We start from the raw sequence: 24021 nt of genomic DNA on the forward strand, positions 1-24021 counted from the left end.
TCGGGCTCCCTGGTGGGTGGTTCAGAGGGCGTCGGGTCCGCGTTCGCCGGTGCGGACGCGGACGACGGTCTCGACGGGGACGACCCAGACCTTGCCGTCGCCGATCTTGCCGGTGCGTGCGGTGCGGACGATGACGTCGACGACGTCGGTCGCGTCCGGGTCCTCGACGAGGACCTCGATGCGGGACTTGGGGAGGGTGTCGATCCGGTACTCGGCTCCCCGGTAGACCTCGGTGTGGCCGCGCTGCCTGCCGTGCCCCTGCACATCGCTGATGGTCAGCCCCTGAATGCCGAACCGCTGCAGGGCGTCCTTGATCTCGTCGACGCGGTGCGGTTTGACGACGGCGGTGACGAGCTTCATGCGTCCACCTTCTTGTTGTCCGGCGTGTTGTCCGGTCGGTCTTCCGGTCGGTCTCCCGCCCGGTCTTCCGCCCGGAGGGACTCCGGCCGCCGGTCCGGGGCGGGCGCGCCACGGAGGGCCGCGGTGCCGCCGGCGCCGCCCACCGCGCTGTGGTCGTACGCGGTCTCGGCGTGGAACGCCCGGTCGAGCCCGGCGATCTCGTCGTCCTCCGTGGCGCGGAACCCGACGATACGGTCCACGAGCTTGGCGAGCGGCCAGGAGACGGCGAACGAGTACGCCATGACCGAGAACGCGCCGGCGGCCTGCCGGCCGAGCTGGGTGGCACCGCCGACGCCGTCGACGGCGAGGACGCCGACGAGGAGGGTGCCGATCACGCCGCCGACGAGGTGGACGCCGATGACGTCGAGCGAGTCGTCGTAGCCGAGGCGGAACTTGAGGCCGACGGCCCAGGAGCAGACGGTTCCGGCGACGAGGCCGATGAGGATCGCGCCGAAGGCGTTGACGGCGGCGCCGGACGGGGTGATGGCGACGAGGCCGGCGACGGCTCCGGAGGCGGCGCCCAGGGTGGTGAAGGCGCCGTGCCGGACGCGTTCGTAGGCGAGCCAGCCGAGCATCGCGGCGCCGGTGGCCACCTGGGTGTTGAGGGCCATGGTGGCGGCGGTGCCGTTGGCGGCGAGCGCCGAACCGGCGTTGAAACCGAACCAGCCGAACCACAGCAGGCCCGCGCCGAGCATCACCAGGGGGAGGCTGTGGGGGCGCATGGGGTCCTTGCGGAAGCCGATGCGCTTGCCGACGACGAGGAGGGCGGCGAGGGCGCCGACGCCCGCGTTGATGTGGACGGCCGTACCGCCCGCGAAGTCGATCACCTTGAGCTTGAACAGCCAGCCGTCCGCCTGCCAGACCCAGTGGGCGACCGGGAAGTAGACCAGGCTGACCCAGAGGGTGATGAACAGGCACCAGGCGCTGAACCGCACCCGGTCGGCGAGGGCGCCGCTCATCAGGGCGGGTGTGATCACCGCGAACATCAGCTGGAAGAGGGCGAAGGCCAGGACCGGGATCCCCTCCTTGCCGCCGGTGAGCGTCTCCGGCCTGATGCCCTTGAGGCCCACATGCCCGAGGTCGCCGAGCAGCCCTCCGCCGATGTCGTCACCGAAGGCGAGCGAGTAGCCGTAGAGCACCCACAGCACGGTGACGATGCCGAGCGAGACGAACGACATCATCAGCATGTTCAGAGCGCTCTTCACCCGGACCATGCCGCCGTAGAAGAAGGCCAGCCCGGGTGTCATCAGCATCACGAGCGCGGCGCTGATCAGTACGAACGCGGTATCCGCTCCATTCACGATCCGTGTCTCCTCGCAGCGGGGCCCGTGCCCCCGTGCGGGCGGGGTTCGCTGTGGGCCGGTGTTGCCTAGAGGCTGACGCAGCGCGGTTTCGGACAGGGCAGCCGGTTGTTTCGCGCCGGTGACGAAGGCGGCGGGAGTGTTACGGGCGGGTGAAGCGGGTGAGGATTCCGGGGCTACGGCGGGGTGTCCGCACGGCCGCCGCGGTCACCGTCCGCGAAGAAGGCCGACCGCGGCGGCCGTCCGACGTCTGACTGGCGTGGGGGAGCCGAGTCGGGCTGTACGGGACGGTCGCCGCGGCCGGGGTCTGGGGGCCGGTGCGTCCTGCGAGGCCGGGGGCCTGGCGGGGGCGGGGCCTGGCGGGGGTGGGCAGCGTCAGGCCGGGGCAAGAAGGATCAGGCGGGCTCAGGCAGGAGCGGTCTCCACGGATTCCGGCAGGTGGAGCGCGAGCTGTTCGGTGAGGTCGCGGACCTCGTCAACGCCCCCGAAGTCGCGGACCGCGGTGTCGACGGTCTTGCGGAGCCGGTTGTTGACCCGCTCCGAGCGGACCTGCTTGGCGATCCGCAGGGCCTTGGCCAGGTGGACGGTGGACGCCTCGGGCTCCCGTTCCATGAGGTCGACGGTGGCCAGGCCGATCAGGTTCAGGGCGTAGGAGCGCTGGTGCTCGCCGTCCTCCTCGAAGAGGTGGACGGCCTGCAGCATCTTGGGGCGGGAGAGCGAGGCGTACATCGGGCTGCGGCCGGCGACATAGGCGAGGTCACGGTAGGAGTGGGCGTTCTCGGCGTTCAGCTCGGCCTCGGAGAAGAAGCGGATCCAGTCCGGGTCGCCGTCCGAGGGGGTGCAGTCGGAGAAGCAGTCCTCCGCCATGCCGACGGCGCGTTTGCACTTGGCGGGCTGGCCCATGGTGGCGTACGCCCGGGCCTCCATCGCATACAACATGGCCTGGATGCGGGGCGTCGCCGTCTCGCGTGATCCGTACTGCCCGAGGTGGATCAGTTCGAGCGCGTCCTCGGGCCGGCCGAGGTGGATCATCTGCCGGCTCATGCTGGAGAGGACGTACGAACCGAGGGGCCGGTCGCCGGCCTCCTTGGCGGCGTGCAGGGCGAGCACGAAGTACTTCTGGGCGGTGGGGTGCAGGCCGACGTCGTAGCTCATCCAGCCCGCGAGCTGGGCGAGTTCGGCGGCCACCTTGAAGAGGCGTTTGGACGTCTCGTCGGCCTGCGGCTCCTGGAGCAGGTCGGTGACCTCGTGGAGCTGCCCGACCACGGCCTTGCGGCGCAGGCCGCCGCCGCACTGGGCGTCCCAGGCGCGGAACATCTTGGTGGTGGACTCCAGCAGGTCCAGTTCCGGCTTGGAGAGCCGGCCGCGGCGGGAGCGGTCGCCACCGGCGGACGGCGTGGCGCCCACGGGCGAGGTGGGGACCAGCCAGCGCTGCATGGGCTCGATCAGGGCGGACCCGGCCGAGAGGGCGAGCGAGGTGCCGAGGAAGCCGCGCCGGGCGAGCATCAGGTCGCTGCGCGAGAACTCGCTGATCATCTCGACGGTTTGCGGGGCGGCCCAGGGCAGGTCGACGCCGGTCGAGGAGGGCGAGAGGTGCGCGGTGCGGAGGCCGATGTCCTCCACGCCGACGACGCAGCCGAACCGTTCGGAGAAGAGCTCGGAGAGGATCTTCGGGATGGGCTCGCGCGGCTGTTCGCCGTCCAGCCAGCGGCGGACCCGGGAGGTGTCGGTGCTGATGTGGTGGGCGCCCAGCTGCCGGGCCCGGCGGTTGACCTGCCGCGCCAGCTCGCCCTTCGACCAGCCGCTGCGCAGGAACCAGGAGTTGAGCTGCTCGTTGGGGCGCTTCTCCGACTTCTCAGCCTTCTCGGCCCTCTCGCCCGTCCCGGCTTTCCCCGCCGCGTCTTCCGCCTTCTTCCCTGCCTGCTCAGCCCTGTCGGCACCGCCGGTGCCGCTGACGCTGCCGTCCACTGGAACGCCCCCATCCAGACCGTCCGCTCCCGCGCTCACCCGCACGGGACCGCTGAGTCGCGAACCACCGGCGCACCGCGCCGCTCACGCCGCCCGCCGCCCACACCACGCCATCGCGGCACAACGGCCGCACGGGCAAAGGGAGAACGGGTGCGAACGTGGTGGCGGCACCCCGTGGCGCCGCCGCGGTTCACACACCGAAAGTAATCCTACGATCACGGTCGAAGCGAGTGCAGTCCAGTAAACGCCACCATTCGCCACCCCAAGGAATGAACGCGCCACGCCCGCCGCGCGATTGACTTGACATGGGCACCGGAGAGCACGGGGAACCGGCGTCCGGCAAGGGGTGAACTGGCGCACGGCACGGCGCGCGCCGCAGGTCACACCCCCCGCCGCACACCGTCGCGCCGCCATGAAGCAGGTCCCGCGACGGTACGTGTCCAGGACACTCCGACCCGTAACCAACCGCATAGAGGACCCGTTGGAGGGGGCATGGGCTTCACAATCGGCGGCATCCGGGACCTGCGTGCGAGTTCTCGGCGCCGGGGCCGTACGTCCGATGACGTGACCGTGGTCGCGGAGTGCACCGGACTGTGGGGCTGGGACGTGGCGCCCGGCGCCCGCGCGGTGCGCGCGGGGCAGCAGGTGTCGTGTTCGTGCGGGGCCGGCGACTGCCCCTCCCCCGGAGCCCATCCCCTCCCCTTCGCCCCCGTCGTCCCGGCGGGCGCCACCCTGGACGAGGCCGCGACCGCCTGGGCGCGGGTGCCCGGCGCCGCCGTCCTGCTGCCGGTGGGACGGTCGTTCGACGCCCTGGAGGTCTCGGAGGCCGCCGGCCGGCACGCGCTCGCCCGGCTGGAGCGCATGGGGCTTCCGCTGGGCCCGGTGGCCCTCACCCCGCACGGCCGCGCCCTGTTCTTCGTCGCCCCGGGGGCCGCCGCCGAACTCCCGCAGCTGCTCTACCGGATGGGCTGGGACGACGCCCGGCTCGACCTGCACGGCCTCGGCGTCGGCGACCACGTCACCGCGCCGCCGTCCGACTTCGCCGGGCTCGGCCCGATGCGCTGGCTGCGCCCGCCGGCCCTGGACACCGCCTACCGCCCGCCGGAGGCCCGGCTGCTGCTGGGCACCCTCGCGTACGTCTGCCACCGCTCGGGCGCGGCCTGACGCCGACGCCGGCCCCGGGGCCGTACGACCGCACCCCGACACCGTCCAGGACGGTACGACCGCGCCCCGACCCAGCGCAGCCGCACCCCCGCCTCGTACCGCCGGGCCCGGAACGCGAAACGGGCCCCGCCGCGCGTCTCCGCGGCAGAACCCGTTCCCACGCTCCGTCGAGCCGTCCGTCAGTCGCCGATCAGGGCGTCGACGAACGCCTCGGGCTCGAACGGCGCGAGGTCGTCCGCGCCCTCGCCCAGGCCGACCAGCTTCACCGGCACGCCCAGCTCGCGCTGGACGGCCACGACGATGCCGCCCTTGGCCGTACCGTCGAGCTTGGTGAGCACGATGCCGGTGATGTTGACGACCTCCGCGAACACCCGGGCCTGGACCAGGCCGTTCTGCCCGGTGGTGGCGTCCAGGACGAGCAGCACCTCGTCGACCGAGCCGTGCTTCTCGACGACGCGCTTGACCTTGCCGAGCTCGTCCATGAGCCCGGTCTTGGTGTGCAGGCGGCCGGCGGTGTCGATGAGGACGACGTCCGCGCTCTTCGCGATGCCCTCCTTGACCGCGTCGAACGCGACCGAGGCGGGGTCGCCGCCCTCGGGCCCGCGGACGGTACGGGCGCCGACGCGCTCGCCCCAGGTCTGGAGCTGGTCGGCGGCGGCGGCGCGGAAGGTGTCGGCCGCGCCGAGGACGACGGACTTGCCGTCGGCCACGAGGACGCGGGCGAGCTTGCCGGTGGTGGTGGTCTTGCCGGTGCCGTTGACGCCGACGACCATGACGACGCCGGGCTTCTCCTCACCGTTGACGCCCACGCCGGGCTCGGTGTGCACGGCACGGTCGGCGTCGGTACCGATGAGGGTCAGGAGCTCCTCGCGGAGCAGGCCGCGCAGCTCTTCCGGGGTGCGGGTGCCGAGCACCCTGACGCGCTCGCGCAGCCGCTCGACCAGCTCCTGCGTCGGCGCGACGCCGACGTCGGCGGTGAGCAGGGTGTCCTCGATCTCCTCCCAGGTGTCCTCGTCGAGGTGTTCCCGGGAGAGCAGCGTGAGCAGCCCCTTGCCCAGGGAGTTCTGCGAGCGCGAGAGACGGGCGCGGAGCCGGACGAGCCGGCCGGCGGTGGGCTCGGGCACCTCGACGGCGGGCGCCTCGGGCTCGGGCGCCGGCTCCTCGATGGCCTCCGGGGGGGCCGCCTCCTCTTCCGGGGCCGGCGGGAGCTCGACCTCCTCGACGGTGCGGCGCTTCTCTTCGCGCGGGGTCTCGGCCTCCTCGCCGACGTGGGGCTCGGCGGGCGGCGCGGTGACGGACGGGCTGCTCGGCGGCGGAGCCGGGGGCAGCTGCTTCTTCTTGCGGCTGCTGACCACGAGCCCGCTGATCGCGCCGAGCACGACCACAGCGATGACTACAGCAAGGATGACGATTTCCATAACGGACCCAGTATCGGACACCCTGCCGTCAGGGCGCCCCAACGCCCGACGACGCGGCACTCCCGTGTTCCTCCGCCGCCGCTCTTGTGCTTTTCCACAAGGACCAATGGCACTAACTGCGCAAAGTTGGAACTAAGTACGATGGTCCGGGCTGCGCGACGCGCGTAGAGTCCGACTGTTCCTTTCTGTCCCTTGCTGTTCAGGGCCCGCCCTGTTCACACCCCGCACGGAGCCCCCGATATGGCCCCCACCATGGACAACGCTGCCGAAGGCGCCAACGTGTCCAGCACCGACGGCGTCGCGAGCGCCATCGAGACGCGCGGCATCGAGCCTGTCCCCGACCACGAGCGGCACGGCCGGGTCCGGGAGCTCTTCCCGACCTGGGTCGCCGCCAACATCAGCGTCCTGCTGCTCACCATGGGCGCGGCGCTGATCGTCTTCAACTCCCTGAACTTTTGGCAGGTCCTGATCGTCGCCGCCTGCGCGGCGCTGGTCTCCTTCGGTCTCGTGGGTGTCCTGTCGGTCTCCGGCAAGTGGGGCGGCGCGCCGGGCGCGATGCTCTCCCGCGCGACGTTCGGTGTGCGGGGCAACCTCTTCCCGGGCGCGATCCTCTGGGTGGCCCGCTTCGGCTGGGAGACGATCAACGCGGTCACCGGCGCGTACGCCGTGCTGACCGTCCTCGACCTGGTCTTCGGCGTGAAGAGCAACACCGCGCTGATCGTGATCACGCTGCTCGCGTTCGTGGCGAGCACGTTCCTGGTGAGCGGCATGGGGCGCAAGGCGCTCAACGTCTGCAACACCTGGTCCACGTACCTGTTCGGCATCTTCAGCGTGCTGGTCCTCGGCTACCTGATCGCCAACATCGACTGGGACGAGGTCTTCTCCAAGCCCGCGGGCACGACGGCCATGGTGGTCGCCGGTGTCGGTACCATCGCCGCCGGCGGCATCAGCTGGGTGCCCACCGGCCCGGACTTCGCGCGCTACCTGCCGCACTCGGCCTCGGGCAAGAAGATCGTCGGGACGACGATCTCCGGTGCGGGTCTCGTCATGGTGCCGATGGTGCTCATGGGTGCCGTGATGGCCGTGTCCACCCCGGACCTGGCGAACGCCGCCGACCCGGTCTCCTTCCTCGGCGACATCCTCCCGACCTGGCTGGCGGTCCCGTACCTGATCACCGCCATCGTCGGCATGCTGCTGATCAACAGCCTCTCCATGTACTCGGCCGGCTTCACCGCCCAGACCATGGGCGTCAAGCTGCCGCGGGCGATGGCCGTGAGCATCAACGCGGTGATCTCGCTGGTCGGCGGTCTGATGCTGATGCTGGTGGCGAAGAGCTTCCTGAGCTCCTTCATCACCTTCCTGATCCTGCTCGCGGTCTCCTTCTCCGCCTGGATCGGCGTCTACGCGGTCGACATGTTCCGCCGCCGCACGCGCGCCGTGCGCTACGACCCCGAGGCCCTCATGGACACCGGCCGCACCAGCCGTTACTGGTACGTCGGCGGCTTCTGCTGGCAGGCCATGACGTCCTGGGCCGTGGCCCTGCTGGCGGGCCTCTGCTTCACCGACTGCGCCTGGTTCACCGGCCCGCTGGCCACGACCTTCGTCGGCAAGTACGGCCTGGGCTGGGCCGCGACCATCGTGATCTCCGCGATCATCATGGCCGTCCTCCCCACCCCGCGCGAGACGGGCGCCGCCCCGGTCCCGTCCCAGCGCGAGGCGGAGCGGCCGAAGGCCACCGTCTGACGGCTCCGCCGTCCACGTCCACGACGCCCCCGCACCGGCCGCCGGTGCGGGGGCGTCGCACGTGAAGCAGCCCGTCAGCGCGGCGACGCGCCCCCGAGCAGCTCCCGCAGCCGGTCGGGAGCGCACAACGTGCCCTCCCCATCCGGCGCGGGCAACAGCCAGAAGGCGCCCGGCGGGCGGCGGCGCGTGGGGACCGGGACGGCCAGGTAAGGGGTGTGGCGAGTCGCCCCGAGGCAGTGCGTGTGCGCCACGTCCCATCCGGTGGCGGCGTCCGGCGGCACGAGCGCGGTGTACCGGTCCCGCAGCCGGGAGACGATCACCGCCGCGGTGATCCCGCCCTCCCGGAACCACGCCTCCACCGCCCCGCGCTCCCGGCTCGCGGCCCGCCTCTCGACGAGCGCGGCGGAAACGTGGACAGCGTCGAAGTGGATCCCGGCCCGCAACGTGGCCGGCAACCCCTTGGCCCACGCCTCCCGGGCCACCCCGGGGTGCACCTCCCGCGACACGAGCCAGGCGGCGGGGCCGGTGGCGAGCCAGGGGTGGAGGCGGAGGAGAGAGGTCATGGGCGTGGCTTTCCGTTGGGGGCCGAGATGGCATCGGTCGACCGCGGCGGGCTCCCGGCCCGGCCCGCCGCTCGCTGATGGCAAGGGCAGTCGCAGAGCGAGCGCTCGGTACGGTCACGGTCGGAGTCGCCGGAGATCCAGCGGATCACCGTGGCTCCGGGGCACCGCGCATGCTGTCCGAAGTGACACAGGTCGGATGTCCGAGGCTGTGCCACGTCCGGGACGGGCCCTTGGTCGCGGTGGTCGGGCCGGGCTCGCAGGTTGCCCGTTGCCGGGCGCCCTGAGGCGCTCTGCTCGGCAGGCAGGTCGGTTGCCCGATCCGTCGTGGTGCTGTCCATATGACTCCCTGAGCCGCTGACGGACGTGGTGTGGCGCCGACCGTACGGCTCTGGGAAAAGCGGAAGGGGCAGGATTCCTGCCCCTCGCTCATGAGTTCCAGCAGGCGCAGTCAGGCCGCCAGAACCCCGAGTTTCACGGCGAGTTCGCCGGCACGCCGCCGTCGCTCCGGGCTCCGGGACTCCGTTTCCTCCAGCACGATCCGCCGCGCGTAGCCGTTGTAGGCGATCGTCTCCGGTGCCGTCGCGTGGGCCTCGGCCAGGATCGCCAGGGCGGCGTCCGGCCGGCCGGCGAGGTGGTGGGCACGGGCTTCCTCGATGCGGTGCCGCGCCCTGCGGGGGCGGGACGGAATCAGGTTCCCGTTCGCCTGGGCGGACTGCCTGACGGACTCGGGGCCCGCACGCAACTCGACGGCGACGGTGACGGCGTGGGCCGACATCACGGCCGTGGAGAACGAGGTGACGGGGTGGTAGTAACCAGAGGGCAGCCCTTCCGCGACCCGACGAGCCCTGTCCCACCAGCCCCACGCGGTCCCCGCCTCACCACGCCGTGCCGCCGTGTACCCCGCCTCGAAGCGCAGAGCCCCGGTGACGGCACGCACCTCGGTGCTCGCCTCGGGGAGCAGCGGCTCCAGGAACCGCAGCGTCTCCGCGTTGACGGTCTCCGCCGCGTCGAAGTGCCCGGCGTCGCGGTGGGCCTGGACGGTCAGCCAGGCGGCCACGCCGATGGCGTGCGGATCCTCGGACTCCTGGGCGGCGACCATGCCGCGTTCGGCCACCCGCCAGAGGAGGGCCGGGTCGGGCTGGTAGGCCACGAAAAACTGGGCCAGGGAGTACACCTCGGACAGGATCGCCTGCATCGCCCGCCGCTCGGCCGACGACTCGGCGGCCCGCGCGCCGCACTGCGCGTCGCGGATCAGGCCGGGCAGCAGCGCGCCCACGGCCGCACGATGGTTGGCGGCGGAATGGCGCGCCACCCAGGCACGGTCGAGCCGCAACCGCAGGTGCGCGGCCGGCACCGGCTCGCGCTCGCACCGGACCGGAAACGCGTCCACCGCCTCCCGTACCGCAGGCAGGAGCCGGTGCCCCGGGCCCGTGAACAGCTCGGCCGACATGCCCGGGTCACCGGTCAGTTCGACCAGGTCGCGCACGCGCAAGACCTCGGCGATGCGCAGGATCATCGACAGGGACGGCGTGTTGAGGACGCCGTTCTCCACCTGCTTCACCCACGACGGCGACCGCCCGAGCAGCCCGGCGAGCACCGGACGGCTCAGACCACGCCGCGTGCGCAGGATCTGCATCCGCTGACCGAAGACCAACGGGTGGGCGTACGGATCCGGGACGGCGGCGTCCGGCATGGGGGTGCCCTCCTTCACGCGGCTCGACACGGCAGCGGCTCGACACGGCAAGCGTAGAGCGCGAGCGCGTGGTCACGTCAGCGCTCACCCCTATGCGGGACGGCAGTTGGGTCGGCGGATCGCCTACTCAGGGCTCTGAAGCACATCTTTCGAACGCAGTAGTACAGCGAGCTCCGTCAAGGACTGGACGCGCCAGTCCGCCACGGCCGCTTCCGCGCTGTCCGCCCAGAGGTGCCCCAACGGCCCTCGCCGCAGGTGCGCCGTGCGGAACCCGGCCGCCGCCGCGGGAACGCAGTCGTTGGCAGGGTGATCACCCACGTAAACCGTACGCTCCGGCGAGGTCCCGGCCAGCTCGGCGACGCGGACGAAGAAGGTGGGGTCCGGCTTGGCCACCCCCCACTCCCCCGAGGTCGCGACGGCGTCGACAGGAAGGTTCATGGCCCGGAGCAGGTCACCGGCCCGGGCGGTCTGGTTGCCGGCCAGAAACACGCGCAGGCCGGTGGAGTGGAGCGCCCGCAACGCCGGGCGGGCGTCCGGGTATAGATCCGACTCGTCCAGCCGTTCGCCGAATCCCGCCGTTTCCTTGGCGCGAGTCTCAGCGGCGAGGTCGACACCCGGCCGGAACATCCGAATCGCGTCGGCGTTGTCCCGCCCCTGCGCCACGACGGCGCCGACCAGCGCGGACAAAGTGTGCCGGGGAACCGCGAGCCAGTCCGCCCAAGAGGCCCAGCCCCGGTCGTCCTTGATGATCGTTTCACCGATGTCGAAAACCACTGCCTCGATCACGCGAGGCAGCCTACGGGGCGGAGCCGACTGCGCGGAGGCGGAAGCGCCTGCGGATCAGCGCCGAAATAGCTTCCCTCCGGTACTCAGGCAGCCACCAGGACTATCTTCACTACGAGTTCGCCGACCCAGCGCCGCCGTTCCGGGCTCCGGGACTCGGTCTCCTCCAGCACGATCCGCCGGGCGTAGCCGTTGTAGGCGACCGTCTCCGGCGCGGCCGCGGGCGCCTTGGCCAAGGTGACCAGAGCGACGTCCGGCTGTCCGTCGAGGTGGTGGGCGCGGGCCTCCTCGATGCGGTGCCGCGCCCGGCGCGGGCGGGACGGGATCAGGTCCCCGTCCGCCCTGGCGGACTGCCGGACCGACTCGGGGCCCGCGTGCGACTCCACGGCGACAGTGACGGCGTGGCCGACATCATGGCGGCCGAGAAGGAGGTGGCCGAGTGGAAGAACCGGGACGGCAGCGCCTCCGCGACCTCGCGGGCCCTGTCCCACCAGCCCCACGCGGTCCCCGCCTCACCACGCCGTGCCGCCGTGTACCCCGCCTCGAAGCGCAGAGCCCCGGTGACGGCACGCACCTCGGTGCTCGCGTCCGGGAGCAGCGGCTCCAGGAACCGCAGCACCTCCGCGTTGACCGCTTCCGCCGCGTCGAAGCGTCCGGCGTCGCGGTGGGCCTGGATGGTCAGCCAGGCGGCGACGCCGACGGCGTGGGGGTCCTCGGATTCCTGCGCCGCCACCATCCCGCGCGCGGCCACCCGCCAGAGGAGGGCCGGGTCAGGCTGGTAGGCCACGAAGAACTGGGCCAGCGAGTACACCTCGGACAGAATCGCCTGCATCGCCCGCCGCTCGGCCGACGACTCGGCCGCTCGCGCGTCGCACTGGGCATCCCGGATGAGGGTGGCGGCAGCCCGCCCACGACCTCGCGGTGGTTGGCGGCCGAATGGCGGGCCACCCAGGCCCGGTCGAGCCGCTGCCGCAGCATCGCGGCGGACACCGGCTCCCGGTCGCACCGAATCGGGAATGCGTCGACCGCTTCCCGTACGGCGGGCAGGAGCCGGTGCCCCGGGCCCGTGAACAGCTCGGCCGACATGCCCGGGTCACCGGTCAGTTCGACCAGGTCGCGCACGCGCAGGACCTCGGCGATGCGCAGGATCATCGACAGGGACGGCGTGTTGAGGACGCCGTTCTCCACCTGCTTCACCCACGACGGCGACCGCCCGAGCAGCCCGGCGAGCACCGGACGGCTCATTCCGCGGCGAGTGCGCAGGATCTGCATCCGCTGGCCGAAGACCAGCGGGTGGGCGTACGGGTCCGGGGCGGCCTCGTCCGGTAATGGGATGTCCTCCTTCGCGCGGCTCGACGCGGCAAGCGTAGAGCGCGGAGTTGCGCGAGCGGCAGTGAACGACCCGAGCGCGTGGGACCGTTGAGCACGGTGGGCGGCTCGCTCAGGGCCCCGACAAGGGTCGATCAGCACGGCCGACGGCTACAGGAGGCCGACAGGGAGGAGACCGCGTGTACGCACTGCGCGTCGTTCTTTGGGACATCGACCACGCGCTGATCGACACCCGAGGGGCCGGACGGGAACCGTCGGGCACCGCCTTCGCGCAGGTGACGCGACGCCACCGTGCTGATCGAAGGGAAAGTGCGGGCAAAGGCGGCCGGACCCCCGTTCAGGCACCCCCGTGCGGTACGCGCGGCCCGTCCCCGTCCTGCCGGTCAGGCGGCCGGCTGATCCTGACTGTTCTGCCAGTGGCGCAGAGGCTTGATGAGGCGGTCCCCTGCCTGGTGGTCGATGGCCTCGGCCAGGCCGTGGAGGAGGGAGGCGAGCATGGCCCGGGTGGTCGGGTCGGTCAGCCGTTCCGAGGGTCGGGCCGTGGGGTCGAGGCGGGTGTGCACCTCGGGGACGGCGACTTGGGGGCCGCCGACGACGTAGACGTTGAGCAGCGCGAACAGTTCACGCAGCTGACTCTGGGCGCGGATGCCGCCGAAGATGCCGGGTGAGGCGGAGAGGACCATGGCGGCGTGGCCGGGCAGCGCGCCGGCGCCATAGGGGCGGGACGCCCAGTCCAGCGCGTTCTTCAGCACGCCCGGCAGCGCGCCGTTGTACTCGGGGGTGGCCACGATCAGGCCGTCGGCCTCGGTGATGGCCTGCCACAGCCGGCGCACGGCGGCGGGCGGGTCGTTCTCCAGGTCCTCGTTGAAGTGCGGCAGGTCACCGAGGTGCCTGAACACCTCGATGTGCATGCCGTCGGGGGCGAGAGCCTGCAGGTCCTCCAGGATCCGCGTGTTGAAGGAAGCGGCTCGCAGCGAGCCGGAGATGGCCAGGACACGGCTCATGACGGGAATGCTCCTGGATCGGGAGTATCGGGGAGTTATCGGGGAGTTGGGGACGGGCGAGGGGAGCGAGGGGAGCGGGTGGGGCCGCCGAGGCGGGGCGGGACGGCGTGCGTCAGCCGCGGTAGCTTTCGTGGCGGGCGAAGTCGGGGATCTCGTGCGCTTCGAAGGCGTCGGTGTAGCGCAGGGGGCGGATGGTGTCGATGTTCCAGACGTAGATCGGCAGCCGGTCCCGGTTGGCGGCCAGCCGGGCCCGGCCGGGGCCGTGGTTCATCCCGCCGGGGGTGATGCCGGCCAGCCCTGTCGGTGACCCGGCGGAACGGCCGTCGCCGGTTCCGAGGGGGACGATGACCTCGTCGTAGTCGACGTTGCGGTGGTAGGGCTGGACCCGCTCGGCGTCGTCGGCGGTCTGTGTGGGACGCGGGGCCATGGTGACGATCCAGTTCTTGCCCGCCTGGAAGGTGGCGTGGGTCATCGGCGGCACGTCCAGCCGTTCGGAGGTGACGGGGCGGATGTCGGCCAGACGCAGCCGGAAGGGGGCGAGGGTGCCGGTCCAGCCCTGCACGTCGGCGGGGTCGAACGCGTAGAAGATCGACGACAGCCGGCCGTCCCGCTTGACGAGCACCTCCCACTCGCCGTCCGCGTTCCGCGCGGAGGGCACGGTGGCCCGGGCGTCGAGCCGGGGGACATCGAGCACGCCGCGGTCGAAAGGCAGGAAGTGCCCCAACGGGCCGCGTTCGGGCAGGGTGAGGGGTTCGCGCGTCTCCACGACGTAGATCACGTGCGGGCCGCCGGCCGCGTCGGGGACGACGCGGTGGTTGGTGCCCTTGGGGATCACCAGGTACTCCAGCGGTCCGTAGTTGAGCGTCCCGTAGTCGGTGACGAGGGTGCCGGAGCCGGACTGGGTGAGCAGCAGGGTGTCGCCGTCGGCGTTGCGGAGGTAGTACGGCATGGGCGCGGTCCGCCGCGACACCGAGAGGGTGAGGTCGTCGTTGTACAGCAGGGGCGTCGGCAGCGCGCGGGCGTCGTGCTCGTCGGCGGTCCGTACTTCGGTGAGTTGGATGCCGCGGGGCCGGACCGGGCCCTCCACGCGCAGCCAGTCGGTGGTGGGGTGGGCGTGGTAGAGCTGGGAGACCTCGCCCTCGAACCCCTGGCGGGCGTGGTGCTCCTCGTAGGTGCCCTCGGGCACCTGCGCGTGGGCCTGGGGGGATATCCGGCCCTGAGCGTGCTTGGCGTACATGTTCGTCTCCTTCCGCCGGCGCGCCGGCCCGGACGAGTGCCATGCCGGGTGCCGTGCCGGGCACCGTGCCGGGTGCCATGTCGGGTGCCGTGCCGGGTGACCGAGCGGGCGTATGGCGTGGACGTACGACGCGTACGTACGACGCGGGCGTACGACGCGGGCGTACGACGCGGGCGTACGACGTGGACAGGCTCCGGCCACGCGGTCAGTGGTGTGGTGGGTGGGGGCGGCCTGCCCTCAGCGGTCGCGGTGGGTACCGGTCGCGTCGTCCGCGAGCCGGTGGGCGGGGCCACACCCTCCGCGGACGCGACGGGCGCCGGGCGTCCCGTCGGCGGTCGCACCGCGAGCGCGCCGGCGCGGCCCGGTGATCAGCCGAGGGTCAGGACGAGCTTGCCCTGGTGTCCGCCGGCCTCCAACTGCCGGTGCGCGTCGGCGATGTCCGTCAGCGCGAAGCGTCGGGCGACGGGCAGGGTGGCCTCGCCCCGGGCCACCGCCTGGGCGACTCGGGCGACGGTGGCGGCCGAGCGGGTGCCGAACATCATGGTGATGCCGTACCGCTGGGCCGGCCGCGGGCCGGCCAGCGTCACGATCCGGCTCCTGTCGCCGGTCACCGCGACGGACACGCCGATCGCCTCCTCGGAGCCGGTCAGGTCCAGCGAGGCGTCCACGCCCTGCGGGGCCGCCTCGCGTACCCGCTGCTCCAGGCCCTCTCCGTAGGTCACGGGGGTGGCGCCGAGGGAGCGGAGGTAGTCGTGGTTGTCCGCACTCGCCGTGCCGATGACGCGCACACCCCGCGCACGGGCGAACTGCACCGCCAGGCTTCCGACACCGCCGGACGCGCCATGGATCAGCACCGTCTCCCCGGCCTCCGCGCCCAGCCGGGCCAGCGCGTTGAACGCCGCCTGTCCGACCGCGCCGACGACCGCCGCCGTCTCCCACGACAGCTCCGCGGGCTTTCTCGTCAGGTTCTCCGCCGGGACGACGACCCACTCGGCGTAGGCCGCCATGTCCACGAACCCGATCACCTCGTCACCGGGCGCGAACCCGTCGACGCCGTCCCCGACCCCGTCCACCACGCCGGCGAACTCGTTGCCGAGCCGCTGGGGGAACGAGATGTCGTAGACCGCGTCGAACTCCCCGCGCCGGATCTTGGCATCGATCGGGTTCAGCCCGGCCGCCTTGACCCGCACGCGGACCTGTCCCGCGCCCGCCCGCGGTTCGGGGAGATCGGCCACCCGCAGGACCTCCGGGCCGCCGTAGGAATCCATCACCACTGCCTTCATCACGCCTGCCGCCTCACCTTCGAATAAGCGATCACACCGGCATCAAGCCCTTGGAAAGGGCGTCGTCCGGCGCCTTCTGCTCACTAAGTCAACGGCCACGCGCCCCGATGGGTCCAACACTCTCCGTCGGACACCCAACAGCCTCAGACTGTTACGGTGAAGGTGTGGATCTCGATCTGCGCCAGACGCGCTACGCCGTCACCCTCGCCGAGGAACTCCACTACGGCCGGGCCGCCGCCCGGCTCGCCATCGCTCAGCAGACCCTGTCCGCGCAGATCACCGCCCTGGAGAAACGCCTCGGCGTCCGGCTGTTCCACCGCGACCGCCGTCAGGTCGGCCTCACTCCCGAGGGCGAGGTCTTCGTCCCCCGCGCACGGCGCCTGCTCGGCGACGCCCGGCAGCTCGTCGACGACCTCGCCCGCACCCCCACGCCGTTGCGCGTCGACGTCCTGACCGAAGGGCTGACTCCCTCGGTCCTCGCCCGGCACCTGCGCGCCCAGAACCCGTGCCTGCCCTTCGAGGTCGTCCACAGCCAGGGTCTGGCCGCCGCGCTGCCCCGCCTGCTCTCCGGCGAACTGGACCTCGCCTTCGGCCGCGTCCACGGCCACGGCCACGGCGTCGGCCACGGCGTCGGCCACGGCCGGGAGTTGCCCGCGCCCCTGGCCGTCATGCCCGTCCGGCTGGAGCCCATCGGCGTGATCGTCCCCGCCGGCCATCCCCTCGCCGCATACGAGGAGGTGCCCCTCGCCGCCCTCGCCGACCACCCACTCCTCGTCCACACCGCCGACGAAGCCGCCGAATGGCGCGACTGGATCGACCGGATCATGGAGGACTTCGGTCTCCGCAGCGCGTTGCGGGTGCGCGGGCACGGCCGCGCCGCGATCCACGCGATGGTCCAGGCCCGTGGCTACCCCTCCTTCGGCCTCACCACCGGGCACCTCCCCGACGGCCTCACCGCCCGCCGCCTGGCCGACCCGGTCCCCCTCTACCCCTGGCACGCCGTCTGGAACACCACCACCGCGCCCACCGCCACCCACCGGGCCCTGGAGATCATCCACGCCTACGCCCAGGCCCATCACTGGCACCGTCTCCCCGACGCCCCCTGGTGGCTGCCGGAGACGGACCGCGCGGCACTGAGCCCACGGAAGTGACCATCCGGCCGACGCGCCCGCCACCCGCATGGTCACTTGACGACGCGAGACGGCCGTGGAGTCCTGGCTCAGACACCAGCCGCACACCAGCCGGGTGATCACATGCTCGCCGCTGTGGCGGCCTGTTCGTCGTACTCCCGCGAGCACGATGAACACGATGCCGGACGGATCGTGTGAGCCCTTCGACTCTCCGGTGAGGAACTCCAGGCCGACGTCGCTCGCCTTCAGCTCCTCGGCGAGCATGGCGCGTTCGATGCCGCGCCCCAGCCGCTTGTGCTCGTGCACGACGAGGGTGACGGCGACCCCGGAGGAGCGGATCTCCCCGGCGAGCTGCACGGCGGCCTCCAGCTCCGGTCGTTTGGTGGCGCGGGTGGACATCTGGCAGTCGTGCGATGCCACGCGCTTGAAGTCGTCGCTCACGGCCCCGGACTGTTCGGTGAGGGTGTTTCAGGTGTCCAGTCGTTGGCGACAACTCATGAAACATGATCGCCGCAGGTGGCCGACCGTGCGGCTGGATGTTTCCTGAGCGACCACCGACGAAACACGCGGGAGCGAAATCGGCCGGGCACTACTGCCGACCTCTTCCCATGTTCCGTCGGCTGATCAGCGGTGGGGCCGGGGGTCGGGGCGGCGCCGGGTGGCGTGGAGGGAACCGAGCAGATGGAGGGAATGGGCACTGGGGCTGCCTGGTTCCGCGTGGTAGATGACGAGCTGCTGGCCGGGGGCGTCGCGTACGTCGAAAGCCTGGTAAGTGAGGGTGAGGGGGCCGACGTCCGGGTGGAGGAAGCGTTTGGCGTCCTGGGTCTTGCCGCGCACGGCGTGGGCGTTCCAGAGGCGGGTGAAGTCCGCGCTGTGCTCAGTGAGGGTGCGGACGAGTTCGCGTAGCCGCGGGTTGTCCGGGTCGAATCCGGTTGCCTCGCGGAGGTTGGCGACGGTGGCCTGGGCTGCCCGGTCCCAGTCGGTGTAGAAAGACCGGCCCGCGGGGTCGAGGAAGGTCATGCGGGCCAAGTTGTCCGCCGGCTCGAACGGGGCGTAGAGGGCATCGGCCAGGGTGTTGGCGGCGAGGAGGTCCAGGGTCCGGCTCATGACGAACGCCGGAGTGTTCGGGTAACCATCCATGAGCTGTCGCAGCGAAGGGCTGACCCGCTCGGCGGCATGGACGGAGGGCTGGTCGTTCGGCGTGGCCCCGGCCAGCCGGTACACGTGCGCGCGTGCGTCCGCGTCGAGGCGCAGCGCGCGGCTGAGCGCGTCGACCACCTGGGGTGAGGGGTTGCGCTCGCGGCCTTGTTCCAGGCGGGTGTAGTAGTCGGCGTTCACTCCGGCCAGGACGGCGACCTCCTCGCGGCGCAGTCCGGCGACTCTGCGGGCTCCGTAGCTCGCCATGCCGACGTCCTCCGGCCGCAGGCCGTCGCGGCGTGTGCGCAGGAAGTCTCCCAGGTGGTTGTCGTCCATGTGTTCAGGCTAGGCGGCGGTCCGGTGCGCAGCCTGGGTGTGCCGAACCCAGGCAGTGCGCGTCCTGGTTGATGGCCGCTGGCCTGCCCAGACTCGGTGGAGCGGGAAGGACCGCACCATTCGAGGAGAGGAGTCCGCCATGGCCGGGACCGTTGAGGGCGACCACGTCGACGTGGTGGGGATGTGGGTGACCGCGGATGGTCACATCCGTCAGGAGCTGCTGCCGGACGGCCGCTACGACGAAGCCCGCGGCGAGCGGCGCAGCGCGTACACCGGCCGGTACACGGTGACCGGCAGCCACCTGGACTACGTGGACGACACCGGGTTCACCGCCACGGGCGACGTCCGGGGCGGGGTGCTCTATCACGAGCACCTCGTGCTCTACCGGGAGCAGAAGTCGTCGTAGAGCGGCCGGGCCACGGCTGCCCTGGGACCCGGGGACGATTCCGCCGTCGGCGGACCAAGAAGTCCCGGCACAACAGTCAGCCGTTCAGTCAGCCGGCAGCAACGAGAACCAACGTGAATCAAGGACCATATCCATGACAGGACAACGACTTGCCGGCAAGGTCGCGCTGATCACGGGCGCGACCGGTGGTCTCGGCACAGCGACCGCCGAACTCTTCGCCCGCGAAGGCGCCCGGCTAGTGATCACCGATATCGCCGAAGGCCCCCTGCGCGACCTGTCCCACCGGATCGGGGCACACGGCGCGGAGGCCGTCGCCGCTCGCCTCGATGTCTCCTCCGCGCGGGAGTGGGACGAAGTGATCACCCTCGTACGCGAACGGTTCGGAACGCTGGACGTGCTCGTGAACCTCGCCGGCATCCTGGACTGGCCAGGTATCGAGGACACGCGGGAAGAGGCGTGGGACCGCGTCATCGACGTGAACCAGAAAGGCACATGGCTCGGCATGAAGGCGGCGATGCCGCTCCTGCGTGCGAACGGCAACGCGTCGGTGATCAATACGTCGTCAGTACTCGGCCTGGTAGGAAGCGGTGCCGCTGCGGCCTACCAGGCGTCCAAGGGGGCCGTGCGCCTGTTGAGCAAGACCGCCGCGGTCGAGTACGCCCGGCAGGGAGTACGGATCAACTCGGTGCATCCCGGCGTGATCGCCACGCCGATGATCCAGGAACTCCTGGACGACCAGGGCGACCAGCAGCCGGACATCCAACGCACCCCCATGCGCCGAGCCGGCCGCGCCGACGAGATCGCGCCCGCGATCCTCTTCCTGGCCTGCGACGACTCCTCGTTCGTCACCGGCGCGGAGCTGGTGGTCGACGGCGGGCTCACCGCGCACTGAACAACCCCACCGTACGACGTTCACGTGGGCCTGCCGTGCATGCGTCAACGGCGCGGCCCACCCGGTCCGCGCACCGCTCCAGCTTCGTCACGGGAGCCGTGGTCGCCGCTGACGGCGGGTTCACCGCGCTCCAGCGACGGGTTGACGTTCGACCAGAACAGCGCGGTCAGGCCGCGCCGGTCCTCATCGCTGGGCTTCTTCGCCCATGCCGGTTCGGCAAGGGCCTGCTGCACCAGCAGGGTGTGGACGTGCACGAGCGCGGACTGGAGCAGGTGCAGGGCGAGCATCGACGCCTCCGCCCCCACAGCACCACAGGCTGCCCATATGGCCGGGTACGGCCGAAAGCCGGGTGACCACCCGCCGGCAGGCGTACAACGCCAACCAGCGGTTCCGGATGCGGACCACGCAGGGGCACTGGTACCGGATGGTCCGCGGCGGCAGCCCCCGCGTCACGCTCGCGACCCTCGCCGGAAAAACCGGAAAAGCGGTGCACGACGAACTGTGCCCCGGCGTCAACCCGCTCCTCCCGCTGTCCGTCCTCGCGTGGTCCTGTGACGCGCCCGAGGCGCAGTGGACGCCGGACGACCCGGGCGAGCCCGGCGGCCCGCTGCGCTGGCGCAACTCCCGCCACCCGGAGCTCTGTCTGACCGCGGAACGGAGCGGGGACCCGGTCGGGGCGCTGCCCTGCGACGACGGCGCGGCCCAGCAGTGGTGGGACAACTCCCGCGCGGTGCCCGAGCGGGAGTGGCGGGTCGGTGACGGCCGGACACGACTGCGCGCCTTCAACGGCCTGTACCTGGACCTCCGGAACGGGAGCGGCCGCGACGGCACTCCGCTGACCGCCCGCGCGAAGAACGGCGCCGGCACCCAGCGGTGGGACACCGAGTACGCCGAGTCCGGCGACAACCTCGTCCGCCTCAGGGCGCTCGGCGGCGGCAAGCGCTGCGTCGACCTGGCCGACGCCGACCGGCCGCGCCCCGGTGACCGTACGGTCTTGGGCGACTGCTCCGACCACCGCGCCAAGAAGGACGGCACGGGGGCACCGCTGGCAGGCCGAGATGTACGGCGACGGCACCCTCCGCTTCCGCAACGAGTCCGCGCACCTGTGCCTGGCGGCGCCGCTGCGGGACACGGGGTACGTGACGATCGAGTCCTGCGACGACAGCCCGCGGCAGCGCTGGACGTTCATGCCGTGAGCAGTCACAGGCGTGCGACTTGATACGGTTGCCCGCATTTGGGCGGTGGCCGGTGTGACCGCCGCCCACCTGAGAGACCCCTCGGAGGCCGGGCCATGCGGTTCATCTGCCGGAACTTCGGGCTGTCGGACCTGCCCCGGCGCGGCATCGCCCCGCATCAGGCGCCCCTGGAGGTGCTGCTCCTCGACGTCGAGGCGGACCTGTCCGTCCGGGAGGACGGGCGGACCGTGTGGGCCGAGGACGCCTTTCCGGCGGCCGAGCTGGCGTACCAGCTCGGCCGCTGGCTCCGTGGGGCGGACGCCGACCGCGGTGACTTCACGTTCGACTCGCTGCAGGCGGAACCGGGGACGCTCCGGATCGCGGAGGCCGGCGAGGGGCGTTGGCGGGTCGGTTCCGGCCTCGCGCCGGCCTGGTGGACCGCGCCCGTCGCCTGGGACGTCCTCACGACGGAGATCGGGCGGCTCGACCGTTCCGTGCGCGAGGGCCTGGCCGCGCTGGGCGTCGGACCGGACGTCCTCCCCGCGCTCTGACGGCCGTCACGCTCGGCACGCCGTCACACCTGCCCCCCGGCACTCCCGTCACCCCCCGGCACGCCCCACACATCCACCCCCCTGGCACGCCCGGCGCCCTAGCCCCCCGCCGTCCGCCCGATCTCCCGCCGCCTCTCCCACACCCCCGCCGAGACCCTCGCCAGCAGCCGCGCCGCCGGGTCGTCGACGTCGTCGCCCGAGCCGAGCGGGCCGGTGTAGCAGACGGCGAGGGTGTACGGCGGGGCGTCGGGCGGGTGGACGACGGCGGCGCTGTGGCGGAGGCCGGTGATCCAGCCGTTCTTGCCGGCCAGGCGGGTGCCCGGGGGCAGCCCGGCGGCGAGGTCGACGGCGTGGGCGTTGTGCTCCAGCAGGGCCAGGACCTCGGGTTCCAGGGAGTCCAGGAGGGCGGCGAGGTCGCGGGCGGTGACGTGGTTCTGGAGGCCGGCCGCGCGGGCGCGGTGGTCCTCGATGCCGCGGGTGACGGTGCTGCGGGTGGCCCCGGCCCGGCGCCAGACCTCGGCCACGGCCGCGTACCCGGCCTCGGCCAGGCAGAGGTTGGTGGCCAGGTTGGAGGAGTGGGTGACCATCCGCTCGGCGAGCCAGCGCAGCGGGACCGTCTCGCCGAGCCGTCGCCAGGGCAGCGGATCGCTGTCCTCCGCGGGGTCGTTGGCGTACGTACCTTCGCCGGTCGCGGAGGCGAAGCGGTTGACGACCGGGACGGGCCGGTCGAGGTCGGTGCCGGAGCGGTGGAGGGCGGCCAGGACGGCCACCTTCATGGTGCTCGCGGCGTAGTGCACCGCGTCCGCGTTCCGCTCGATCACCGGGGGGCGGCCGCAAGGGGCCACGACGAGGGAGAGCACGGTCTCAGAGTAGACAGCGGACAGGCCGCCCCGGTGCGAACCGGGACGGCCTGTCCGTGGAGAAGGGCGGCGGGGGGATGTCAGCCCATCTCCTCCAACGCCTTGCCCTTGGTCTCCTTGACGTACTTGAGCACGAAGGGGATGGAGAGCACGGCGAAGACCGTGTAGATGATGTAGGTGCCGGACAGGTTCCAGTCCGACAGGCTCGGGAAGCTGGCCGTGATGGCCCAGTTGGCGATCCACTGGGCGGCCGCGGCCACGCCCAGCGCCGCGGCGCGGATGCGGTTGGGGAACATCTCGCCGAGGAACACCCAGACCACGACGCCCCAGGAGAGGGCGAAGAAGAGGACGAAGGCGTGGGCCGCGATCAGGGCGACGGTGCCCTGGGCGGTCGGCAGCGAGCCGTCGCCGGCCTGGGAGGAGAACGCCCATGCCTCCAGGGCCAGGGAGACGGCCATACCGGCCGAACCGACGATCGCGAGCGGCTTGCGGCCGATCCGGTCGACGAGGAGCATCGCGACCACGGTGCCGACGATGTTGATGATCGACGTGGTGAACGAGTAGAGGAACGAGTCGCTCGGGTCGATGCCCACGGACTGCCACAGGGTCGCCGAGTAGTAGAAGGCGACGTTGATGCCGACCAGCTGCTGGAAGACCGAGAGGCCGATGCCGACCCAGACGATCGGCAGGAAGCCGGCCTTGCCGCCGAGCAGGTCCTTGAAGCTGGACTTGTGCTCGCTGCGCATCGCGTGCTCGATCTCGGCGACGCGGCCGTCGAGGTCGACGCCCTTGCCCTCGACGTCCGCGAGGACGGCCTTGGCCTTGTCGATCTTGCCGACGGAGATCAGGAAGCGCGGGGACTCGGGGATGGCGAAGGACAGCAGGCCGTAGAGGACGGCGGGGACGACCATGACGCCGAGCATCAGCTGCCAGGCCTCGATGCCCAGCACCTTGCCGCGCTGGTCGCCGTCGGCCGCGTTGAGGATGCCCCAGTTGACCAGCTGCGAGACGGCGATACCGACGACGATCGCGGCCTGCTGGAAGGAGCCGAGGCGGCCGCGGTACGCGGGCGGGGAGACCTCGGCGATGTAGGCCGGGCCGATGACCGAGGCCATGCCGATCGCGATGCCGCCGAGGACGCGCCAGAAGGCCAGGTCCCAGAGGGCGAAGGGCAGCGCGGAGCCGACGGCGCTGATGGTGAAGAGGGTGGCCGAGATCTGCATGACGCGGATGCGGCCGATGCGGTCGGCGATGCGGCCCGCGGTGGCGGCGCCGATGGCGCAGCCGATCAGCGCGATGGCGATGACCTGGGCCAGGGCGGCCGAGCCGATGTCGTACTTCCCGCGGATGCCCTCGACCGCGCCGTTGATCACGGAGCTGTCGTAGCCGAAGAGGAAGCCACCCATGGCCGCGGCCGCGGTGATGAAGATGACGTGGCCGAGGTGGTCCGGCTGGGCCTTGCGGCCCTCGGCCCCCTGCGCCATCGCAGTGCTGGTCAACGTGTACTCCTGGGTTCCTCGGCGACATTGCCGGGAAAGGTGTGGGGGTGGCCTTTCCAGTGGGTCACATGATCCAAGTGCCCACCAGTTGAAGGCATAAGCGACGCAGCAGACCCTATGTCTTCATTTGGCGAAGTCAATACTTTGTGA

21 protein-coding genes and 2 pseudogenes are annotated in these 24021 nt (G+C 71.9%); 7 read left to right on the top strand and 16 right to left on the bottom strand.

The annotated features are described in order from the left end of the window. Positions 1-21: 21 nt before the first annotated feature. The 3 genes from K7I03_RS08780 to nsdA form a co-directional block, all read right to left on the bottom strand. A complete protein-coding gene (locus K7I03_RS08780) occupies positions 22-360 on the bottom strand; it encodes a P-II family nitrogen regulator (RefSeq protein WP_185941298.1) in 339 nt (112 codons plus the stop codon). Beyond that, entirely contained in the window at positions 357-1646 is a 1290-nt protein-coding gene (locus K7I03_RS08785) for an ammonium transporter (protein WP_238513578.1), read from the bottom strand. The genes K7I03_RS08780 and K7I03_RS08785 overlap by 4 nt, the downstream gene beginning before the upstream one ends. 459 nt (positions 1647-2105) lie before the next feature. After that, the gene (gene nsdA, locus K7I03_RS08790) at positions 2106-3668 is read right to left on the bottom strand and encodes a transcriptional repressor NsdA (protein ID WP_185941296.1); all 1563 of its coding nucleotides are present in this window, start codon (positions 3666-3668) and stop codon (positions 2106-2108) included. Positions 3669-4160: 492 nt separating this feature from the next. Here nsdA and K7I03_RS08795 point away from each other — a divergent pair, with 492 nt between their 5' ends. After that, positions 4161-4832: a bifunctional DNA primase/polymerase gene (locus tag K7I03_RS08795; RefSeq protein ID WP_185941295.1), complete on the top strand. Its 672-nt coding sequence runs from the start codon at positions 4161-4163 to the stop codon at positions 4830-4832. 179 nt (positions 4833-5011) lie between these two features. On the opposite strand, the gene ftsY is transcribed toward K7I03_RS08795, so the two are convergent. Continuing rightward, a complete protein-coding gene (gene ftsY / locus K7I03_RS08800) occupies positions 5012-6250 on the bottom strand; it encodes a signal recognition particle-docking protein FtsY (protein ID WP_185941294.1) in 1239 nt (412 codons plus the stop codon). Positions 6251-6490: 240 nt separating this feature from the next. On the opposite strand from ftsY, the gene K7I03_RS08805 reads away from it, so the two are divergent. Next, positions 6491-7993: a purine-cytosine permease family protein gene (locus tag K7I03_RS08805; protein WP_398856841.1), complete on the top strand. Its 1503-nt coding sequence runs from the start codon at positions 6491-6493 to the stop codon at positions 7991-7993. A gap of 74 nt (positions 7994-8067) precedes the next feature. Here K7I03_RS08805 and K7I03_RS08810 read toward each other — a convergent pair whose 3' ends face one another. The 7 genes and pseudogenes from K7I03_RS08810 to K7I03_RS08840 form a co-directional block, all read right to left on the bottom strand. After that, on the bottom strand, positions 8068-8556 hold the full coding sequence (locus tag K7I03_RS08810; protein ID WP_185941293.1) for a hypothetical protein: 489 nt from the start codon (positions 8554-8556) through the stop codon (positions 8068-8070). 448 nt (positions 8557-9004) lie between these two features. Next, a complete protein-coding gene (locus K7I03_RS08815; protein ID WP_185941292.1) occupies positions 9005-10249 on the bottom strand; it encodes a helix-turn-helix domain-containing protein in 1245 nt (414 codons plus the stop codon). A gap of 123 nt (positions 10250-10372) precedes the next feature. Beyond that, a complete protein-coding gene (locus tag K7I03_RS08820) occupies positions 10373-11035 on the bottom strand; it encodes an HAD family hydrolase (protein ID WP_185941291.1) in 663 nt (220 codons plus the stop codon). An 83-nt stretch (positions 11036-11118) separates the two neighbouring features. Further along, positions 11119-12304 (bottom strand): annotated as a pseudogene (locus tag K7I03_RS08825) (helix-turn-helix domain-containing protein). 440 nt (positions 12305-12744) lie between these two features. Then, positions 12745-13365: an NADPH-dependent FMN reductase gene (locus tag K7I03_RS08830; RefSeq protein WP_185941290.1), complete on the bottom strand. Its 621-nt coding sequence runs from the start codon at positions 13363-13365 to the stop codon at positions 12745-12747. 112 nt (positions 13366-13477) lie between these two features. After that, the gene (locus K7I03_RS08835) at positions 13478-14602 is read right to left on the bottom strand and encodes a homogentisate 1,2-dioxygenase (protein ID WP_185941289.1); all 1125 of its coding nucleotides are present in this window, start codon (positions 14600-14602) and stop codon (positions 13478-13480) included. A gap of 368 nt (positions 14603-14970) precedes the next feature. After that, a complete protein-coding gene (locus K7I03_RS08840) occupies positions 14971-15885 on the bottom strand; it encodes an NADP-dependent oxidoreductase (RefSeq protein ID WP_185941345.1) in 915 nt (304 codons plus the stop codon). A 164-nt stretch (positions 15886-16049) separates the two neighbouring features. Between K7I03_RS08840 and K7I03_RS08845 the strand changes: the two genes are divergently transcribed. Further along, the gene (locus tag K7I03_RS08845; RefSeq protein ID WP_185941288.1) at positions 16050-17036 is read left to right on the top strand and encodes a LysR family transcriptional regulator; all 987 of its coding nucleotides are present in this window, start codon (positions 16050-16052) and stop codon (positions 17034-17036) included. A 141-nt stretch (positions 17037-17177) separates the two neighbouring features. On the opposite strand, the pseudogene K7I03_RS08850 reads toward K7I03_RS08845, so the two are convergent. Beyond that, positions 17178-17414 (bottom strand): annotated as a pseudogene (locus tag K7I03_RS08850) (recombinase family protein); the annotation flags it as partial. A 225-nt stretch (positions 17415-17639) separates the two neighbouring features. Further along, positions 17640-18488, bottom strand: coding sequence for a helix-turn-helix transcriptional regulator (locus K7I03_RS08855; RefSeq protein WP_185941287.1), 849 nt, complete (start codon positions 18486-18488; stop codon positions 17640-17642). Between the two features lie 139 nt (positions 18489-18627). Here K7I03_RS08855 and K7I03_RS08860 point away from each other — a divergent pair, with 139 nt between their 5' ends. Both K7I03_RS08860 and K7I03_RS08865 read left to right on the top strand, forming a co-directional pair. After that, positions 18628-18894 carry an Atu4866 domain-containing protein gene (locus K7I03_RS08860; RefSeq protein WP_185941286.1) on the top strand — a complete coding sequence of 89 codons (267 nt, stop codon included), beginning with the start codon at positions 18628-18630 and terminating at the stop codon, positions 18892-18894. 133 nt (positions 18895-19027) lie between these two features. Beyond that, a complete protein-coding gene (locus tag K7I03_RS08865) occupies positions 19028-19786 on the top strand; it encodes an SDR family NAD(P)-dependent oxidoreductase (RefSeq protein ID WP_185941285.1) in 759 nt (252 codons plus the stop codon). 44 nt (positions 19787-19830) lie between these two features. Here K7I03_RS08865 and K7I03_RS08870 read toward each other — a convergent pair whose 3' ends face one another. Then, positions 19831-20073: a Tn3 family transposase gene (locus K7I03_RS08870; RefSeq protein ID WP_224346959.1), complete on the bottom strand. Its 243-nt coding sequence runs from the start codon at positions 20071-20073 to the stop codon at positions 19831-19833. Positions 20074-20135: 62 nt separating this feature from the next. On the opposite strand from K7I03_RS08870, the gene K7I03_RS08875 reads away from it, so the two are divergent. Both K7I03_RS08875 and K7I03_RS08880 read left to right on the top strand, forming a co-directional pair. Continuing rightward, positions 20136-21005, top strand: coding sequence for an RICIN domain-containing protein (locus K7I03_RS08875; RefSeq protein WP_185941284.1), 870 nt, complete (start codon positions 20136-20138; stop codon positions 21003-21005). A 72-nt stretch (positions 21006-21077) separates the two neighbouring features. Then, positions 21078-21512 carry a DUF7878 domain-containing protein gene (locus K7I03_RS08880; protein WP_224346960.1) on the top strand — a complete coding sequence of 145 codons (435 nt, stop codon included), beginning with the start codon at positions 21078-21080 and terminating at the stop codon, positions 21510-21512. Positions 21513-21610: 98 nt separating this feature from the next. On the opposite strand, the gene K7I03_RS08885 is transcribed toward K7I03_RS08880, so the two are convergent. Beyond that, the gene (locus K7I03_RS08885; RefSeq protein WP_185941283.1) at positions 21611-22372 is read right to left on the bottom strand and encodes a serine hydrolase; all 762 of its coding nucleotides are present in this window, start codon (positions 22370-22372) and stop codon (positions 21611-21613) included. 80 nt (positions 22373-22452) lie between these two features. Further along, on the bottom strand, positions 22453-23871 hold the full coding sequence (locus K7I03_RS08890) for a sugar porter family MFS transporter (protein WP_185941282.1): 1419 nt from the start codon (positions 23869-23871) through the stop codon (positions 22453-22455). Between the last annotated feature and the right edge of the window lie 150 nt (positions 23872-24021).

The organism is Streptomyces mobaraensis (assembly GCF_020099395.1).
Taxonomy (GTDB): Bacteria; Actinomycetota; Actinomycetes; order Streptomycetales; family Streptomycetaceae; genus Streptomyces.

Bases quoted from the DNA above. Each gene is read 5' to 3' on its own strand.
- K7I03_RS08780 (WP_185941298.1), bottom strand. From the start codon at position 360: ATGAAGCTCGTCACCGCCGTCGTCAAACCGCACCGCGTCGACGAGATC.
- K7I03_RS08815 (WP_185941292.1), bottom strand. From the start codon at position 10,249: ATGCCGGACGCCGCCGTCCCGGATCCGTACGCCCACCCGTTGGTCTTC.
- ftsY (WP_185941294.1), bottom strand. From the start codon at position 6,250: ATGGAAATCGTCATCCTTGCTGTAGTCATCGCTGTGGTCGTGCTCGGC.
- K7I03_RS08785 (WP_238513578.1), bottom strand. From the start codon at position 1,646: ATGACACCCGGGCTGGCCTTCTTCTACGGCGGCATGGTCCGGGTGAAG.
- K7I03_RS08865 (WP_185941285.1), top strand. From the start codon at position 19,028: ATGACAGGACAACGACTTGCCGGCAAGGTCGCGCTGATCACGGGCGCG.
- K7I03_RS08795 (WP_185941295.1), top strand. From the start codon at position 4,161: ATGGGCTTCACAATCGGCGGCATCCGGGACCTGCGTGCGAGTTCTCGG.
- K7I03_RS08805 (WP_398856841.1), top strand. From the start codon at position 6,491: ATGGCCCCCACCATGGACAACGCTGCCGAAGGCGCCAACGTGTCCAGC.
- K7I03_RS08855 (WP_185941287.1), bottom strand. From the start codon at position 18,488: ATGGACGACAACCACCTGGGAGACTTCCTGCGCACACGCCGCGACGGC.
- K7I03_RS08840 (WP_185941345.1), bottom strand. From the start codon at position 15,885: ATGAAGGCAGTGGTGATGGATTCCTACGGCGGCCCGGAGGTCCTGCGG.
- K7I03_RS08880 (WP_224346960.1), top strand. From the start codon at position 21,078: ATGCGGTTCATCTGCCGGAACTTCGGGCTGTCGGACCTGCCCCGGCGC.
- K7I03_RS08835 (WP_185941289.1), bottom strand. From the start codon at position 14,602: ATGTACGCCAAGCACGCTCAGGGCCGGATATCCCCCCAGGCCCACGCG.
- K7I03_RS08860 (WP_185941286.1), top strand. From the start codon at position 18,628: ATGGCCGGGACCGTTGAGGGCGACCACGTCGACGTGGTGGGGATGTGG.
- K7I03_RS08830 (WP_185941290.1), bottom strand. From the start codon at position 13,365: ATGAGCCGTGTCCTGGCCATCTCCGGCTCGCTGCGAGCCGCTTCCTTC.
- K7I03_RS08870 (WP_224346959.1), bottom strand. From the start codon at position 20,073: ATGCTCGCCCTGCACCTGCTCCAGTCCGCGCTCGTGCACGTCCACACC.
- K7I03_RS08810 (WP_185941293.1), bottom strand. From the start codon at position 8,556: ATGACCTCTCTCCTCCGCCTCCACCCCTGGCTCGCCACCGGCCCCGCC.